Here is a 15,450-nt window from a genome sequence, read left to right as displayed (position 1 = left end):
CGGTTCAGGCTCAGGCCTTGCTGTCGAGATGGCGCTGGTGCGCCTCGATCAGGATCTGCTTGGCCTCGGCGGCGCCGCCCCAACCGTCGAGCTTGACCCACTTGCCCTTTTCCAGGTCCTTGTAGTGCTCGAAGAAGTGGCCGATGCGCTCCAGCCAGTGGCTGGACACCTGGGCGATGTCTTCGACGTGGGCGTAGCCGCTGAAGATCTTCGAGACCGGCACGGCCAGGATCTTCTCGTCGCTGCCGGCCTCATCGCTCATCTTCAGCACGCCGACCGGGCGGCAGCGCACGACCGAGCCCGGCACCAGCGGCAGCGGCAGCACCACCAGCACGTCGGCCGGATCGCCGTCGCCACACAAGGTGCTCGGCACGTAGCCGTAGTTGCACGGGTAGCGCATCGGGGTGGACAGGATGCGGTCGACGAAGATCGCGCCGGTTTCCTTGTCCACTTCGTACTTCACCGGCTCCGAGTCCTTCGGAATCTCGATGATGACGTTGATTTCTTCCGGCGGGTTCTTGCCGGGCGAGACGAGTTCCAGACCCATGGTGTGCTCCAGGTGGGGGATGTAGACGGATAGCTGGCCATTTTATGCCTTTGCCGGGCGCTGTGCAGCGGGGAAGGGGCTGACGGCGGTGCGCGGCAGGTGCCCACCTGGCGGGCCGGGGTTGGCTGATGGGGCCTGCCGGTGCGGCAGGGCAGGCTGTACGCACCTTCCCGAGGAGTCTTCATATGAGAATGTCCGCACTGCCGCTCTGCCTGTCCTGCGCGCTGCTTGTTGCGCCCGCGGCCCAGGCCGTCCCCTACGTGGATCTGATCGACTATCCGCAGCAGGAAGCCAACTGGGACCGCTTCTTTGCATTGGAGGGCAGGCTGCAGCAGGGTTTCGACACCATCTGCGGGGACACCTTCTGCGAAGGGGAATACAGCGATATTCACCCCCTGCGACTGCGCTGCTCGGTGGATGCCGCGCGGGGAACGGTTCGCGAGTGCCTGTGGGCATTTGCCGCCAGCGATCTGGCGGTGTCCGCGAACGATGGCGCGATCGAGGCCCGGCAACCGACCTGGTTGTGCCGCCTGCCGCTGGTGGCGGGTACCCCGGTGGAGTCCTTCCATGCCGCGCTGGCCGCGCGTGATCCCTTGCATGACCCGCTGCCGGGCAGCTCGCAGAGCGTCTATGACGCGCTGACCGAGTGCATCCATTGATGTAAACGTGACGTATTCGCATTTAAAGAGTAGCATGCGCGGCGCTCCCGTCTGTCGTCCTGGCCTCGCGCATGTCTTCCAATGCTGCTTCCCTCACCGAACTGCTCATCCGCGAGCGACCCGCGCTGTTGCGTCGTGTGCAACGGATACTGGGGGGCGACAACGGCGCCGAAGACGTGATCCAGGCGGTGTGGTTCAAGGCGCGTGGGGTCGATGACAGCCAGGCCATCGACAACCCGCGCGCCTATCTGTATCGGTTGGCCGCCAACCTCGCCACCGACCACGGCCGCGAGTCGACCCGGCGCAACCGCCTGCTGGCCGATCATTACCTGTGGGGGCCGGACGAGGTGATCTCGACCGAAGAACAGGCCATGGCACAGGATGAACTGCAGCGCGTGCTCGACGCGGCCGGCCATCTGCCCGAGCCGACCCGCACCATCTTCCGGCTCAACCGCCTGCAGGGCCAGACCCAGGCGGAGATCGCACGCCGCCTCGGGGTATCGGTGACCACCGTGGAAAACCATGTACGCGGCGCGCTGCAACGCCTGGCCTGGGCGCGCAGTGGCCGATGATCACGCCGGCTTGGGGTTGGCGCGCGCACAGACGTCTTGATCATTGACCGTGGATGCGGTCCAGTTCCCCCGCGCTTGAATGCGCCTGTCAGCCAGCCGATGCGCCCGCCGAACATGCCGCCTGCCGCCGATGACAATGCCCTGGCCGAACAGGCCCGGGGCTGGATCGCGTGGCTGGCCTCGGGCGACATCAGCGATGTGCGCATGCAGGCGTTTGAACGCTGGCTGCAACAGCCGGGACACCGCCGGGTCTTCGAATACGAGCGTGCGCTGTGGCGCAGTGTCGGGCCGCGCGCACCGGCCGCGGGCCCGGGCCGTCGGCGCCCGCGACGATTGCGCTGGGCCATGGCTGCGGCGGCGATGCTGGCGATGCTGGTGGCCTGGCCCGACGCCTGGCTGCGCCTGCAGTCCGATCATCGGAGCACGTATCAGGTACGGAGCGTGCTGCTACCCGACGGCAGCCATGCGGTGCTGGATGCCGACAGTGCGATTGCGGTGCACTTTGATGCGAACGCCCGCGAGGTCGAGCTGCTGCGCGGGCGCGCCTGGTTCGAGGTCGGCCCGGATCCGCAGCGGCGTTTCCGCGTGCGCGCCGGCAATGGCCTGGTCGAGGACATCTCCACCGCGTTCACCGTCGCGCGTGGCGACCACGGGGTGGAAACCCAGGTCGGGCAGGGCAGGGTGCGCGTGGCCAGCCCGGTCGACGGCGGCTGGACCTACCTGCAGCAGGGGCAACGTGCGGTCTACGCTGAGCACGGCGGCGTCATGCGGCTGGCCGACGTGACCACCGACAGCGTCGGCGCCTGGCGCCGGGGCGAGCTGCTGCTGGAACAGGCCAACGTGGCCGATGCCGTGCAGTGGGTGGGGCGCTATCGCACGGGCCCGACCTTCGTGCGCGGTGATCTGTCACGACTGCCTGCAGTCAGTGCCGCATTGCGCATCGATCGTCCGGAACAGGCGCTGGATGCGCTGGCCGCGACGGCTGGATTGCAGGTCACACGCCTGCCACTGGGCGTCGCCATCGTGCAGTAGATCCACGCCCTGCGTGGATGATCGTCCCAGTGTGCCGGCCAACGGTCGGCACCTGCCGCGACCACACATCGCTCTTGGGGCTGTCGCGCGCCCAGCCGTCTTACCCCGCGAACGTACACGCCGCCGCCACGTACGTCGCCGTGTCCGTCCGTGCTGCGGATGACGCCGCGCTCGCGGCACCGATTACCTGACAGGTTTCCCATGTACAACTTCCACCGCTCGGGCCGCGTGCTGTGCCCGTCCCGCCTGTGCATCGCGCTGCTCGCCGCCGGCCTGGCCACTGCTGCGCCGGCCGCCTTGGCCCAGAGTGCCGGCAGTGACCACGCTGTCGTGCAGCGCTTCGACATTCCCGCGCAACCACTGGATGAGGCGCTGCGCAGCTACATGCGCCAGTCCGGCGTGCAGGTGGTCTACCCCGCTGCGCTGGCACGTGGCGTAACCTCCCGCGCGGTCAGTGGCAGCCTTCCGGCGCACCAGGCGTTGCAACAGCTGCTGCAGGGCAGCGGCCTGGCGGTGCGCCGGGTCGGCGCAGAGGCCGTCACCCTGGAAGCGACGACGCTGGCGCAGGCGGACAGTGAAGTGATCGTCACCGACACACTGAGCGTGGCCGGCGACCGGGTCGACAGCGGCGCGAGCAGTGATGAAGCACGCCTGCTCGACAGCTACCGCAGCGTGGGCTCCACCACCACGCTCAGCCGCGCGCACCTGGAGCGTTTCCGTGGTACCTCCAATGGCGACATCATCAAGGGCGTGGCCGGTGTCACCGCCGGTGATCCGCGCGTGGGCAACGGCTTCGACGTCAACATCCGCGGCATCCAGGGCCAGGGCCGTGTGCCGGTGATCATCGATGGCGGTCAGTCCAGCATGGACACCTACCGCGGCTATGCGGGCCAGTCGCAGCGCACCTACCTCGACCCGGATCTGATCTCCAGCCTGACCATCAGCAAGGGCCCGAGCCTGCAGGCCAACGCCTCCGGTGGCATCGGCGGCGTGGTCGAGATGGAGACGTTGAAGATCGGCGACGTGCTGCGCGAGGGCCGCGACGTCGGCGTGCGCGTGCGCGGTGGCCTGGCCAATGGCAGTGCCAACAACCTGCCGTCCTACAGTGCGGCGCCCCGCACCGATCGCAGCGCCACCGGCAGCCAGTTCTTCAACGTGGCTGCCGCCGGTCATTGGGACCGCTTCGATCTGGTCGCTGCCTACGCTTACCGCGACAATGGCAACTACTTCTCGGGCAGGCATGGCTACGACGATTTCCCGCAGACCCGTCGCACCCTGGCGCCGTTGAATCCGCCGCGTACCGAGGTGTTCAACACCTCCTCGCGCTCGAAGTCGGCGCTGCTCAAGGGCACCTGGCACATCGACGACGCGCAGACGCTGGAGGCCGGTTACCGCCGTTATGAAGGCACCGCCGGCGAGATCATGGCCTCGCAGATCATCCGGGTGGATCGTGACCGCATTCCGCAGTGGGATCCGGGCCACGTCGACATGGACAGCTACAGCCTGCGCTACCGCTTCAACCCGGACAGTGAGCGGGTCGACCTGCGCATCAATGCCGCCTACACCGATACCGACAGCGTGATGTACAACAGCCTGACCGGCATCACGCCGTGGTACTTCGATCGCCGCACCGAGTGGTACGACGCGCCCAGCTTCAGTGGCGATCCCGGCTACAAGGATGCCTACCGGAACCCGCTGCGGCAGAAGCGCTTCAACCTGGATGCCAGCAACACCTCGACGTTCGACACCCGCGCCGGTGCGTTCACGCTCGACTACGGCCTGTCCTACAGCGACGAAGACATCGCGCCGGGCAGCTCGGGCCCGATCAAGCACGACGACCTGGTCAACAACCGCTTCCTGCGCAACGCCGAGCGCAAGGAGTACAGCGCCGTGGCCTCGCTGAAGTGGCAGCCCGATGAACATTGGGAACTGCTGGCCGGCGGCCGCTGGAACCGCGTGGAGGTGCACGACCGCAACCGCTTGGCCACGCCCGAAGCCTACGCGGTGCAGGGCCAGTACCGCTACACCGAGCTGCTCAACGGCAACCCGGCACTGCCGTCGTGGCGCGCCAAGCGCATCGCGTTGCTGAACTGGTATCCGGATGCCAACGGCAACTTCACCCAGGCCTCGCTGCTGGCCTCGCCGTACAAGAAGGGCACGGTGGCCGACATCGCCGGCTGGAACTTCTACGACGCCGGCAAGGCGCAGGACCTGGAGGTGCCGGTCAGCTGGAGCTGGTCGCAGCCGATCCGCCGCCGCGACTCCGCGTTCTCGCCCACCGCCAGCGTGGCCTACCGCTTCAGCGAAGACACCCTGGTCTACGTCAAGTACGCCGAAGGCACCAAGCTGCCGAGCCTGTTCGAGACCACGCTGGGCCTGTTCACCGCCGCCAAACCGGTGGGTGAGCTCAAGCCGGAGCGTGCGCGCAGCTGGGAAATCGGCGCCAGCACCCTCCGCTACGACCTGTTCACTGCCGGCGACCGCCTGGCGCTGAAGCTGGCGTATTTCGATACCCGCATCGACGACCTGATCACCCGCGATTACCGCACGCTGTCGGCCGGCCTGATCCGCAACGTGGACCAGTTCAAGGTCTCGGGCATGGAGTTCCAGTCCAGCTATGACAGCGGCAGGGTGTTTGCCGACCTGTCCGCCCATTATTACTTCAAGGCCAAGACCTGCGCGCCAGACATCGCCGCCGAGCGCCGGGCCTATGGCGCACAGCGCAGGAACGATGAGCTGGCCCACACGCCCGACTGCGTGGACGGCGGCTTCGAGGGGTCGTACACCAACACACAGAACCCGCCGCGCTACATGGTCAACCTGACCCTGGGCTCACGCCTGTTCGACGAGCGCCTGACCTTCGGCACCCGCGTGGTCCACAACGCCGGCCCGATCAGCGCGCTCGACAAGGACTGGAACGTCGGCCTGTCGGCGATCCAGCAGCTGTACCGGCCAACCACGCTGGTGGATCTGTTCGCCAGCTGGCGCTTCAACGACCAGCTGTCGTTCGACGCCGGCGTGGACAACCTGACCGACCGCTACTACCTGGATCCGCTGGCGTTGGGCGTGATGCCGGCCCCGGGCCGCACAGCGCGGCTGGCGCTGACCTGGAAGTACTGACCGATCATGGATGAGCGATGGGGTCGGATCCCTTTCCTGCGGAAAGGGCTCTGACCCCAACAGCGCGGGATACCCCGCTTACAGCCCCGTCGCCGCCTTCACGGCGTCCTCGTGCAGCGACTCGTTCAGCTCGTCCACCACGGTGGTCCATGCCGCATCAGCCTGCAGCGACTCGGACAGGAACTGGCGCTGGGCGTCGGTCCAGTAGGGCGCCTCGACCACGTCCACGTCGGTGGCCAGCTGGTGCTCGCGGATGAAGCGGGCGATGCCCTCGGCGCTGGCGTCCAGGCCCAGTTGGAGGAACAGGTTGGTCATGCGCGGTTCGGTGGTGATCATCAGCGGTGTCCTGCAGCAAGAAGGGATAGTCCATTATCGGTATCCACCGCCTTGGGGAAAGCCCCGTGGCAAACGTCTACAGCACGACGACTCCCTGGCATTCCCCATGAACGCATACCTCGCTCCCGAAGACAGCCGCAGCCTACGGCTCAAGGCCGCCACCCGCGACAGTCACGCTGCCCTGGACAAGCGCATCATGGCCGGCGACATCTTCGCCGACCGCAGCAACTTCGCCCGTTTCCTGCGCGTGCAGTACCGCTTCCACCGCAGCATTGATGCGCTGTACGCCAACCCTGCGCTGGACGCGCTGCTGCCCGGCCTGGGCGAGCGCCGCCGCCTGGCCCAGGTTGCCCGCGATCTGCAGGACCTGGAGCAGGCGCTCCCGGGCGCAGACATCGCCGCACTGCCCTCGGATCTGGCGCTGCCGGCAGCCCTCGGCTGGCTGTACGTGGCCGAAGGCTCCAACCTGGGCGGCACCGTGCTGTACAAGATGGCTGCCAGGCTCGGGCTAGATCGTGATTTCGGCGCCCGCCACCTGGCCGCGCATCCGGATGGCGCCGCGCGCCACTGGCGCGAGTTCACCGCTGCGCTGGACGCGGTTGCGCTGAGCGCCGAGCAGGAACAGCAGGTGATCGACGCCGCCGATGCCGCGTTCCGCAGCGTGCACGGCCATGTCGAAGCGGAATTCGACTGATGTGCCACGTCTGCGCACGGAGACCGCGCTGATGCGCTGGCTCTGGTTCGCGCTGGGCTGGGTGATGGTCGGCCTCGGGGTGATCGGCGCGTTGCTGCCGGTGATGCCCACCACCATCTTCCTGATCCTGGCCGTAGGTTGCTTCGCGCGCAGCTCGCCGAAGTTCGAGCAGCGCCTGCTCGCACATCCGCGCTATGGCCCGTCGCTGCGGCTGTGGCGCGAGCAGGGCGCGGTGTCGCGCAAGGGCAAGGCGTTCGCCAGTGCAGGGATGGCGCTGGGCTTTGTGTTGTTCTGCTGGGGCGCGCAGCCGTCATGGCGCCTGCTGCTGGGCGTGGGCCTGTTCTTTGCGGCCAGCGCTGGCTACGTGCTCAGCCGGCCAGCACCGCGTCTGGAGTCCCCTCCGGTCGTGGAAGTGGACGATGCCACGGACCCGCGCGCGGCCCGGCACCGCGCCGCGCCCCCGGGCGATGAGGGAACCCGGAACGATGCTGCCTGCTGACCTGGCCCCTGTGGCCACGCCCGCATTGACGCCGTGGGGCATGTACCTGGCCGCCGACGTAGTGGTGAAGTCGGTGATGATCGCGCTGGCCCTGGCCTCGCTGGCGACCTGGGCCGTGCTGCTGGCCAAGGGCTGCGAACTGGCCCGCGCCGAGCCTGCCCGGCGAGCGCGCCGCATCTTCATGGTGGCCGCACCGCTGGCCCGTGCCGGTTTCGTTCTTCCTGCGTGGCCGCTGACCGCCGTCGGGGTCGGATCCCTTTCCGCAGGAAAGGGCTCTGACCCCGTCAAGCCTGCCATCCACGCATCGCGTGGACCTACAACAACGGCACCAGCAGCAGCGCCACGATGTTGATGATCTTGATCAGCGGATTGATCGCCGGGCCGGCGGTGTCCTTGTACGGGTCACCGACGGTATCGCCGGTCACCGCAGCCTTGTGCGCTTCGCTGCCCTTGCCGCCGAAGTGGCCGTCCTCGATGTACTTCTTGGCGTTGTCCCAGGCGCCGCCGCCGGTGGTCATCGAAATGGCTACGAACAGGCCGGTCACGATCGTGCCGATCAGCAGGCCGCCCAGCGCGCGGGGCCCCAGCAGCAGGCCGACCACCACCGGCACCGCCACCGGCAGCAATGACGGCACGATCATTTCGCGGATCGCCGACCGGGTCAGCATGTCCACCGCCTTGTCGTACTGCGGCTTGCCGGTGCCCTGGATGATGCCGGGGATCTCGCGGAACTGGCGGCGCACTTCTTCCACCACTGCGCCCGCCGCGCGGCCGACCGCTTCCATCGCCATCGCACCGAACAGGTACGGAATCAGGCCGCCGATCAGCAGGCCGATGATCACCGTGTGGTCGCTGAGGTCGAAGCGGAATTCCTGTCCGGGATGCGCGGCCTGCAGGTTGTGCGTGTAGTCGGCGAACAGCACGAGCGCGGCCAGTGCCGCCGAGCCGATCGCATAGCCCTTGGTCACCGCCTTGGTGGTGTTGCCCACCGCATCCAGCGGATCGGTGATGTCGCGGATCTCGGAAGGCAGCTCGGCCATTTCAGCGATGCCGCCGGCGTTGTCGGTGATCGGACCGTAGGCGTCGAGGGCGACGATCATGCCGGCCATCGACAGCATCGCGGTGGCGGCGATGGCGATGCCGTACAGGCCCCCCAGCGCGAACGCGCCCCAGATTGCCGCACACACCGCCACCACCGGCAGCGCGGTGGACTTCATCGAGATGCCGAGGCCGGCGATGATGTTGGTGCCGTGGCCGGTGGTCGAGGCCTGTGCCACGTGCTGCACCGGCTTGTACTGGGTGCCGGTGTAGTACTCGGTGATCCACACGATCAGGCCGGTCAGGAGCAGCCCGATCAGCGCGCAGCCGTACAGCGCCATCGGCCCATGTACGTTGTCCGACATCAGGCCGGTGGTGATCGGGTAGAAGGCAATCGCGGCCAGCACGCCGGAGACGATCACGCCCTTGTACAGCGCGCCCATGATCGAGCCGCCCGGCTTCACCTTGACGAACAGCGCACCGATGATCGAGGCGATGATCGACACGCCGCCCAGCACCAGTGGGTAGAGCACGGCATTGGCACCGGCTTCGGCCAGCATCAGGCTGCCCAGCAGCATGGTGGCGATGACGGTGACCGCATAGGTTTCGAACAGGTCGGCGGCCATGCCGGCGCAATCGCCGACGTTGTCACCGACGTTGTCGGCGATCACCGCCGGGTTGCGCGGGTCGTCCTCGGGAATGCCGGCTTCAACCTTGCCGACCAGATCGGCGCCGACATCGGCGCCCTTGGTGAAGATGCCACCCCCCAGCCGCGCGAAGATCGAGATCAGCGAGGAACCGAAGGCCAGGCCGACCAGCGCATGCAGCGCCTGCTCCCTCGGCAGACCCAGGCGCAGCAGCAACGCGTAGTAGCCGGCCACGCCCAGCAGGCCCAGCCCGACCACCAGCATGCCGGTGATCGCGCCACCGCGGAAGGCGACGTCCATCGCCGCGCTGATGCCATGGCGTGCAGCTTCGGCCGTGCGCACGTTGGCGCGTACCGACACGTTCATGCCGATGTAGCCGGCTGCGCCGGACAGCACTGCGCCCACCGCAAAACCAATCGCGGTGTACCAGCTGAGGAAGATGCCGACCAGCACGAACAGCACCACGCCGGCGATGCCGATGGTCAGGTACTGGCGGTTGAGGTAGGCGCGCGCGCCCTCCTGGATCGCGGTGGCGATCGCGACCATGCGCTCATTGCCGGTGGGTTGGCGCAGGATCCAGCGCGCCGAGACGATTCCGAACAGGATCGCGAGAATGGCGCAGCCCAGCGCCAATGACAGCCCGTGACGTTCCAGCATTAGACCCCTCCGCAGAATGGATGTAGGCATCCAGTGGCGATGAACGGCACCACGAGGGGGACGACGGGCTGCAGCCTGGAACCAACCCGTACCGACCTTGGCGGTCGTCCGACGTATGGCGGTGTTCAGCATTCCCTGGTGCCCGCAGTATGCGTGCCGCCACTTGTAGAGTCGAGCCATGCTCGACTGGCCTCTACGAGCGCGCGGGCCCTGCCGCCGGGCCGTGGGCACGATCCGAGAGCCATCCGGCCTTTGCGCCCCGTTAAGCCAGTCTCTGCAAGCCTGCGCACAGTCCCGTAGGAGATCCCACATGCGCCTGTCCCTGTTGATGCTTGCCGCCCTGGTCCCGGCCGTGCCGGCATTCGCTGCGGAAACCCCGGAACTGCAGCGTGCCGTGGGCGCGCCCCAGGCGGTGGGTGCGGTGCATACGTTGCGCCAGATCCCCGAGGCCTGCGCGCGGCTGGAAGGTGCGTTCACCGGCGATGCCGCCGCGCCGTACCGCTTCTCTGCCGTGCGTACCAGCGAACAGTGCCAGCCACGCGCGCGCTTCGTCGATTACACCAAGGCGCAGCCAAGTGCGGACAAGGGCTGGAAACTCAACGATGTGATCCGCGTGCCGAACGCGGCGTGCCCGGCCCAGCAGGCCGTGGTGCGGGTGTGGCGCCTGCCGTCGAGCAACAAGGTCGAGCTGGACGGCCAGGGCCAGTCGCGCATCTACCTGGAGGAGGCGAAGAAGCAGGCCGCGGCCGGGCAGATTCCGCAGGTGACGATGTTCGCCGCGCAGTTGCAGATGGAAGGCAAGGCCTGCAATTGAGGCCGTCCAGCAGCGCGAATCCACGCAGGGCGTGGATCTACTGGAAGGGAGACCTGGGTAGTGCCGGCCGCTGGCCGGCATCCCGTCATCTTCACTCCGCCAGCGTCGCCCCGCGCGCCACCAGCAGCTCGCGCAGCGCCTTGCGGTGGCAGTGCGCCTCATCCTCGCAATAGCACCCCACGCTGATGTCGCTGTGCTGCGACATCGCGGCGAGCAGGTTCAGCGCGTGGGCCGCATCCGGGGCCTTCATCTCGGTCGTGTAGTGGCGGAAGAACGCGTTCCAGTCGGCGGCCGTTTTCGCCTCATGCGCCTGCTTCACCAGCGCCGCGCTGGGTGAAAGGGTCGGGAACCAGACGTCGTACCAGTCCTGTCGGGCGAACTCGCTGCGTGGCACGCCCCGCGGCGGCCGCCGCACCGTGCCGATGCGCAGCCCCTCGCCGGGTTGGCGCGGCGTACCCAGTCGAACAACACGCAGTGCCATGCCATCTCTCCAAAAAGGGGACGGAGGGGATTAAGTCGTATCCGGCCCGTTGCTGACGCCGAGGGGCACGGAGGGGCCTATGCGACTTAATCCCCTCCGTCCCCTTTTTAGGGGTCAGCCCTCGAAGGCCGGCAGCTTCTGCTTCACCGCCACATTCTTCAGTGTCACGTACTTGGGCAGGCCATCGGTGCCATACGGCAGCGGTGCTTCGCCCTTGATCAGCGGTGACAGGTAGGCGCGCGCCTTGGCCGTGATGCCGAAGCCATCGCGGCGGATGAAACCGGCCGGCATCTTCTTCTCGTGGTTGGCGATCTTCGACAACGGCGCGGCTTCGATCTTCCAGCGATACGGTGCATCGCTGCTGCGCACGATCACCGGCATCACGCCATTCTGGCCCTTCAGTGCCAGCTGCACCGCGGCCTTGCCCACCGCCTGCGCCTGCTCCCAGTCGGTCCTGCTGGCCAGGTGGCGGGCCGAGCGTTGCAGGTAGTCGGGCAGTGCCCAGTGCACCTTCAGGCCCAGCTGATCCTTGACCCGGCCGGCCAGGTGCGCGGCCACGCCGCCCAGCTGCGCATGCCCGAACGAGTCCTTGCCACCGCCGGCATCGGCAACGAAGCGGCCATCGGCGGTGGCAATGCCCTCCGAGGCCACCACCACGCAGTAGCCGACGCGCTCGACCACCGCCTTCACCTTGGCCAGGAATGCGGCCTCGTCGTAGGCGCGCTCGGGCAGCAGGATGATGTGCGGCGCTTCGTCATCACCGTCGCCAGCCAGGCCGGCGGCCGCGGCCAGCCAGCCGGCGTGTCGGCCCATCGCTTCGTAGATGAAGACACGGGTCGACGTTTCGGCCATCGCCGCGACGTCCAGTGCTGCTTCGCGCACCGACACGGCGGTGTACTTGGCGGCGGAGCCGAAGCCAGGGCAGGTGTCGGTCACCGCCAGATCGTTGTCGATGGTCTTGGGCACGCCGATGCAGGTCAGGTCGTAGCCGGAGGCCTTGGCCAGCTGCGAGACCTTCAGCGCGGTATCGGCCGAGTCGTTGCCACCGTTGTAGAGGAACCAGCGCACGTCATGCGCGCGCAGCACCTCCAGCAGGCGGTCATAGCGGGCGCGGTCGGCGTCCAGCGACTTCAGCTTGACCCGGCACGAACCGAAGGCCCCGCCCGGGGTATGGGCGAGCGCACGGATCGCGGCGGCGCTCTCCTTGCTGGTGTCGATCAGCTCCTCGCGCAGCGCGCCGAGGATGCCGTTGCGGGCGGCCAGGACCTTGATGCCCTTGGCCCGGGCCTGCTCGATCACCGCCGCCGCCGTCGCATTGATGACGGCGGTGACACCGCCGGACTGGGCATAAAGGAGGGTACCGTTGCGCATGCTTCTACCTGTTCGGGGGAAGGGACATTGCAGGGACATTACCCGGATGCGGTAAAGTGGCGCTATTGCGGTGCAGCGATACCGGACCGTCCGGGACGCGAACCTTCTTTGTTTTCAACACGTTGGAGTCAGGTCAATGCGATTGGTTCTGTTGGGACCGCCCGGTTCGGGCAAGGGGACACAGGCGACGCGCCTGAAGGAAAAGCTGGGGATCGCCCACATTTCGACCGGTGACATGCTGCGCGCGGAAATCGCCGCCGGCACCGAGCTGGGCAAGCAGGCCAAGACGGTGATGGATGCCGGCAACCTGGTGTCGGACGACATCCTGCTGGGCATGCTGGAGTCGCGCCTGACCCAGGCCGATGTCGCCAAGGGCTTCATCCTCGATGGTTATCCGCGCAACGTGGCCCAGGCCAATGCGATGGACGGCCTGCTGGCCAAGATCGGCCAGCCGCTGGACGCGGTGGTGCAGCTGGATGTGCCCACCGAGCTGCTGGTGGACCGCATTGCCGGTCGTGCCAAGGAGCAGGGCCGCGCCGATGACAACCCGGAAGCAGTGCGCCAGCGCCTGCAGGTCTACAACGACCAGACCGCCCCGGTGGTCGACTTCTACGCCGGCCGTGGCACCCTGGCCCGCGTCGATGGCGTCGGCGAGCTGGACGAGATCGAAGCCCGCATCCTGGCAGCGATCAAGGCCTGATCTGGCAGGGCCGCGTGCTGCTGGCCCTGCGGGCGCAAAAAACACAGGCCTGGTCCGCGAGGATCAGGCCTGTGTCGTTTGATAGGCGCCAGCGAAGGGCTTGCTCAGGGCCCCGCAGCATGAGCTCCCTTGGGGATGGCCTCTTGGGGAGTAGGACCGGTTCGGGTACTGCGGCTGGCAGTTCGAATTGTGTCCGGGTTCACAGAACATCGCTATCGGGAATTCCCTGACAGCTGATTGGAGTTTTCTCACATCCCGTGTAGGGGTTGTCTTACCCGATAGCGGACATTGGCCCTATACAGCCGTCATCGGTCACAATCCTCGGTCATGAGCAGCGTACATATCCTTGCAATCGCCGGCACCTTCATGGGCGGCGTGGCCGCCCTGGCGCGTGAACTCGGGCATGCCGTCAGCGGCAGCGACCAGGCCATCTATCCGCCGATGTCGACCCAGCTCGAACAGTTGGGCATCGCCCTGGACCAGGGCTACCGCGCCGACAGCGTGCCGGCCGGCACCGACGAGGTGGTGATCGGCAATGCGCTGTCGCGCGGCAATGCGGCCGTCGAAGCCGTGCTCGATGCCGGCCAGCGCTATATCTCCGGTGCGCAGTGGCTGTCCGAGCAGGTGTTGCCGGGCCGCGACACCCTGGCCGTGGCCGGCACCCATGGCAAGACCACCACCACCACCATCCTCACCTGGCTGCTGGAAAGCGCCGGGCGCTCGCCGGGCTTCCTGATCGGGGGCGTCGCCGAGGATTTCGGCGTCTCCGCGCGGCTGGGCCAGGGACGCGAGTTCGTGGTCGAAGCCGATGAGTACGACACGGCCTTCTTCGACAAGCGCAGCAAGTTCGTGCACTACCGGCCGCTGGTGGCCATCCTCAATAATCTTGAATACGACCACGCCGACATCTTCCCGGACGTGGCAGCGATCCAGCGCCAGTTCCACCACCTGGTGCGTACCGTACCCGCACGTGGGCGGCTGATCGTCAACGGCGAAGATCAGCACCTGGCCGAAGTGCTCGCGATGGGCTGCTGGACCCCGGTCGAGCGGTTTGGTTTCGATCCGTCCCTGGAGTGGCATGCCGAGCTGCTGGCCGCCGATGGCAGCGCGTTCCGCGTGCACCATCGTGGGCAGGCGCTGGGCGACGTGCAGTGGTCGCTGCTGGGCCGCCACAACGTGCTCAACGGGTTGGCTGCGCTGGCCGCCGCGCATGCAGTGGGCGTGGCGCCGGCCGAGGTGATCCCGGCGCTGGCGCGCTTCCGCAGCGTCAAGCGCCGCATGGAAGTGATCGGCAGCCATGACGGCATCACCGTCTACGACGATTTCGCCCACCACCCGACCGCAATCGCCACCACGCTGGAAGGCCTGCGTGCCAAGGTGGGCGATGCGCGCATCGTGGTTGCGATGGAACCGCGCAGCAACTCGATGCGGCTGGGCGCACATGCACAGGCGCTGGCACCGTCGCTGGCGCTGGCCGATGAAGTGGTGTTCCTGCATCGCCCGGAACTGGCGTGGGATGCCGCTGCGGTGATCGCTGCGGTACGTGGTGACGCCCACGCGGTGCCGGATACCGACGCATTGCTGGCGCAGCTGCAGTCCAGCGTGCGCAGTGGCGACCACGTGGTGTTCATGTCCAACGGTGGCTTCGACGGCGCGCCGCGCCGCTTCCTCGCCGCGCTGCAGGCCCGATGAGCGGCGATGGCTCGCTGCCGCTGTTCCCGCTGCACACCACGCTGGTGCCGGGTGCAGCGGTGGGCCTGCGCGTGTTCGAGCGCCGCTATCTGGACCTGGTCCGCGACAGCGGCCGCAGCGGTGAGGGATTTGGTGTCTGCCTGATCCTCGACGGCCAGGAAGTGGGCGCTCCGGCGACGCCGGCCGCCTTTGGCGTGCAGGTGCGCATCGAAGACTTCGATGTCGGCGCCGACGGCGTGCTGCAGCTGCGCCTGCGCGGCACCCGCCGTTTCCATGTCGAGCGTACCCGCGTGCGCGACAACGGCCTGGTGGTGGCCGACGTGCGTTGGTGCGATGAGGACCCCGACGACGAACTGCGGCCGCAGCACGCGCTGCTGGCCACGGTGCTGGGGCACATCATCGAACAGGCTGGCGAGGCCTATGCGCCGTCCAACCCGGCGTTGCTGGACCAAGCGAGCTGGGTCGGCTGGCGGTTGGCCGAGCTGTTGCCGCTGAGCGAGCAGCAGCGCCTGCAGCTGCTGCAGATGGACGACCCGCACCAGCGATTGCAGCAGTTGCTGGGCTGGATGCCGTAGCAGCCATCCACGCATG

15 protein-coding genes and 1 pseudogene are annotated in these 15,450 nt (G+C 67.6%); 11 read left to right on the top strand and 5 right to left on the bottom strand.

All coding sequences use genetic code 11. The annotated features are described in order from the left end of the window. Positions 1 to 10: 10 nt before the first annotated feature. Positions 11 to 547 carry an inorganic diphosphatase gene (ppa, locus tag NSQ78_RS17790; RefSeq protein WP_005410935.1) on the bottom strand — a complete coding sequence of 179 codons (537 nt, stop codon included), beginning with the start codon at positions 545 to 547 and terminating at the stop codon, positions 11 to 13. Positions 548 to 732: 185 nt separating this feature from the next. On the opposite strand from ppa, the gene NSQ78_RS17785 reads away from it, so the two are divergent. The 4 genes from NSQ78_RS17785 to NSQ78_RS17770 all read left to right on the top strand — a co-directional run bounded on the left by NSQ78_RS17785 (position 733) and on the right by NSQ78_RS17770 (position 5,930). Beyond that, positions 733 to 1,206, top strand: a complete 474-nt coding sequence (locus NSQ78_RS17785; protein WP_064239140.1) for a hypothetical protein — start codon at positions 733 to 735, stop codon at positions 1,204 to 1,206. 71 nt (positions 1,207 to 1,277) lie between these two features. Then, positions 1,278 to 1,778: an RNA polymerase sigma factor gene (locus tag NSQ78_RS17780; RefSeq protein ID WP_049466633.1), complete on the top strand. Its 501-nt coding sequence runs from the start codon at positions 1,278 to 1,280 to the stop codon at positions 1,776 to 1,778. Between the two features lie 99 nt (positions 1,779 to 1,877). Continuing rightward, positions 1,878 to 2,810, top strand: a complete 933-nt coding sequence (locus tag NSQ78_RS17775) for a FecR domain-containing protein (protein ID WP_064239139.1) — start codon at positions 1,878 to 1,880, stop codon at positions 2,808 to 2,810. 201 nt (positions 2,811 to 3,011) lie between these two features. Continuing rightward, positions 3,012 to 5,930: a TonB-dependent receptor gene (locus NSQ78_RS17770; protein ID WP_064239138.1), complete on the top strand. Its 2,919-nt coding sequence runs from the start codon at positions 3,012 to 3,014 to the stop codon at positions 5,928 to 5,930. 78 nt (positions 5,931 to 6,008) lie between these two features. Here NSQ78_RS17770 and NSQ78_RS17765 read toward each other — a convergent pair whose 3' ends face one another. Further along, on the bottom strand, positions 6,009 to 6,266 hold the full coding sequence (locus tag NSQ78_RS17765; protein ID WP_049466637.1) for a DUF2789 domain-containing protein: 258 nt from the start codon (positions 6,264 to 6,266) through the stop codon (positions 6,009 to 6,011). Between the two features lie 106 nt (positions 6,267 to 6,372). Between NSQ78_RS17765 and NSQ78_RS17760 the strand changes: the two genes are divergently transcribed. From NSQ78_RS17760 to NSQ78_RS17750, 3 genes and pseudogenes are all read left to right on the top strand, one after another. Next, positions 6,373 to 6,960: a biliverdin-producing heme oxygenase gene (locus NSQ78_RS17760; protein ID WP_049466640.1), complete on the top strand. Its 588-nt coding sequence runs from the start codon at positions 6,373 to 6,375 to the stop codon at positions 6,958 to 6,960. A gap of 31 nt (positions 6,961 to 6,991) precedes the next feature. Further along, positions 6,992 to 7,459, top strand: a complete 468-nt coding sequence (locus NSQ78_RS17755; protein WP_057495212.1) for a YbaN family protein — start codon at positions 6,992 to 6,994, stop codon at positions 7,457 to 7,459. Beyond that, positions 7,446 to 7,607: pseudogene (locus NSQ78_RS17750) on the top strand (tonB-system energizer ExbB); the annotation flags it as partial. The gene NSQ78_RS17755 and the pseudogene NSQ78_RS17750, both read left to right, overlap by 14 nt. A gap of 166 nt (positions 7,608 to 7,773) precedes the next feature. Here NSQ78_RS17750 and NSQ78_RS17745 read toward each other — a convergent pair. Then, on the bottom strand, positions 7,774 to 9,801 hold the full coding sequence (locus tag NSQ78_RS17745; protein ID WP_064239137.1) for a sodium-translocating pyrophosphatase: 2,028 nt from the start codon (positions 9,799 to 9,801) through the stop codon (positions 7,774 to 7,776). Positions 9,802 to 10,111: 310 nt separating this feature from the next. On the opposite strand from NSQ78_RS17745, the gene NSQ78_RS17740 reads away from it, so the two are divergent. Then, the gene (locus NSQ78_RS17740) at positions 10,112 to 10,615 is read left to right on the top strand and encodes a hypothetical protein (protein WP_049438804.1); all 504 of its coding nucleotides are present in this window, start codon (positions 10,112 to 10,114) and stop codon (positions 10,613 to 10,615) included. 91 nt (positions 10,616 to 10,706) lie between these two features. On the opposite strand, the gene NSQ78_RS17735 is transcribed toward NSQ78_RS17740, so the two are convergent. Both NSQ78_RS17735 and NSQ78_RS17730 read right to left on the bottom strand, forming a co-directional pair. Beyond that, positions 10,707 to 11,096, bottom strand: coding sequence for a DUF488 family protein (locus tag NSQ78_RS17735; RefSeq protein WP_064239136.1), 390 nt, complete (start codon positions 11,094 to 11,096; stop codon positions 10,707 to 10,709). Positions 11,097 to 11,210: 114 nt separating this feature from the next. Beyond that, positions 11,211 to 12,467: a 6-phosphofructokinase gene (locus NSQ78_RS17730; RefSeq protein WP_064239135.1), complete on the bottom strand. Its 1,257-nt coding sequence runs from the start codon at positions 12,465 to 12,467 to the stop codon at positions 11,211 to 11,213. 136 nt (positions 12,468 to 12,603) lie between these two features. On the opposite strand from NSQ78_RS17730, the gene NSQ78_RS17725 reads away from it, so the two are divergent. The 3 genes from NSQ78_RS17725 to NSQ78_RS17715 all read left to right on the top strand — a co-directional run bounded on the left by NSQ78_RS17725 (position 12,604) and on the right by NSQ78_RS17715 (position 15,434). After that, positions 12,604 to 13,167: an adenylate kinase gene (locus NSQ78_RS17725; RefSeq protein WP_005419045.1), complete on the top strand. Its 564-nt coding sequence runs from the start codon at positions 12,604 to 12,606 to the stop codon at positions 13,165 to 13,167. A gap of 327 nt (positions 13,168 to 13,494) precedes the next feature. Continuing rightward, on the top strand, positions 13,495 to 14,859 hold the full coding sequence (gene mpl / locus NSQ78_RS17720) for a UDP-N-acetylmuramate:L-alanyl-gamma-D-glutamyl-meso-diaminopimelate ligase (RefSeq protein WP_064239134.1): 1,365 nt from the start codon (positions 13,495 to 13,497) through the stop codon (positions 14,857 to 14,859). Then, complete coding sequence (locus tag NSQ78_RS17715; RefSeq protein WP_049466652.1) at positions 14,856 to 15,434, top strand: LON peptidase substrate-binding domain-containing protein; 579 nt, start codon at positions 14,856 to 14,858, stop codon at positions 15,432 to 15,434. The genes mpl and NSQ78_RS17715 overlap by 4 nt, the downstream gene beginning before the upstream one ends. Positions 15,435 to 15,450 lie beyond the last annotated feature (16 nt).

Origin of the sequence: Stenotrophomonas sp. FSL W7-1447 (assembly GCF_037966425.1) — a bacterium.
Taxonomy (GTDB): domain Bacteria; phylum Pseudomonadota; class Gammaproteobacteria; order Xanthomonadales; family Xanthomonadaceae; genus Stenotrophomonas; species Stenotrophomonas pavanii.
The sequence above is the reverse complement of the archived record's forward strand: the minus strand, read 5'-3'. Positions and strand labels throughout refer to the sequence as shown.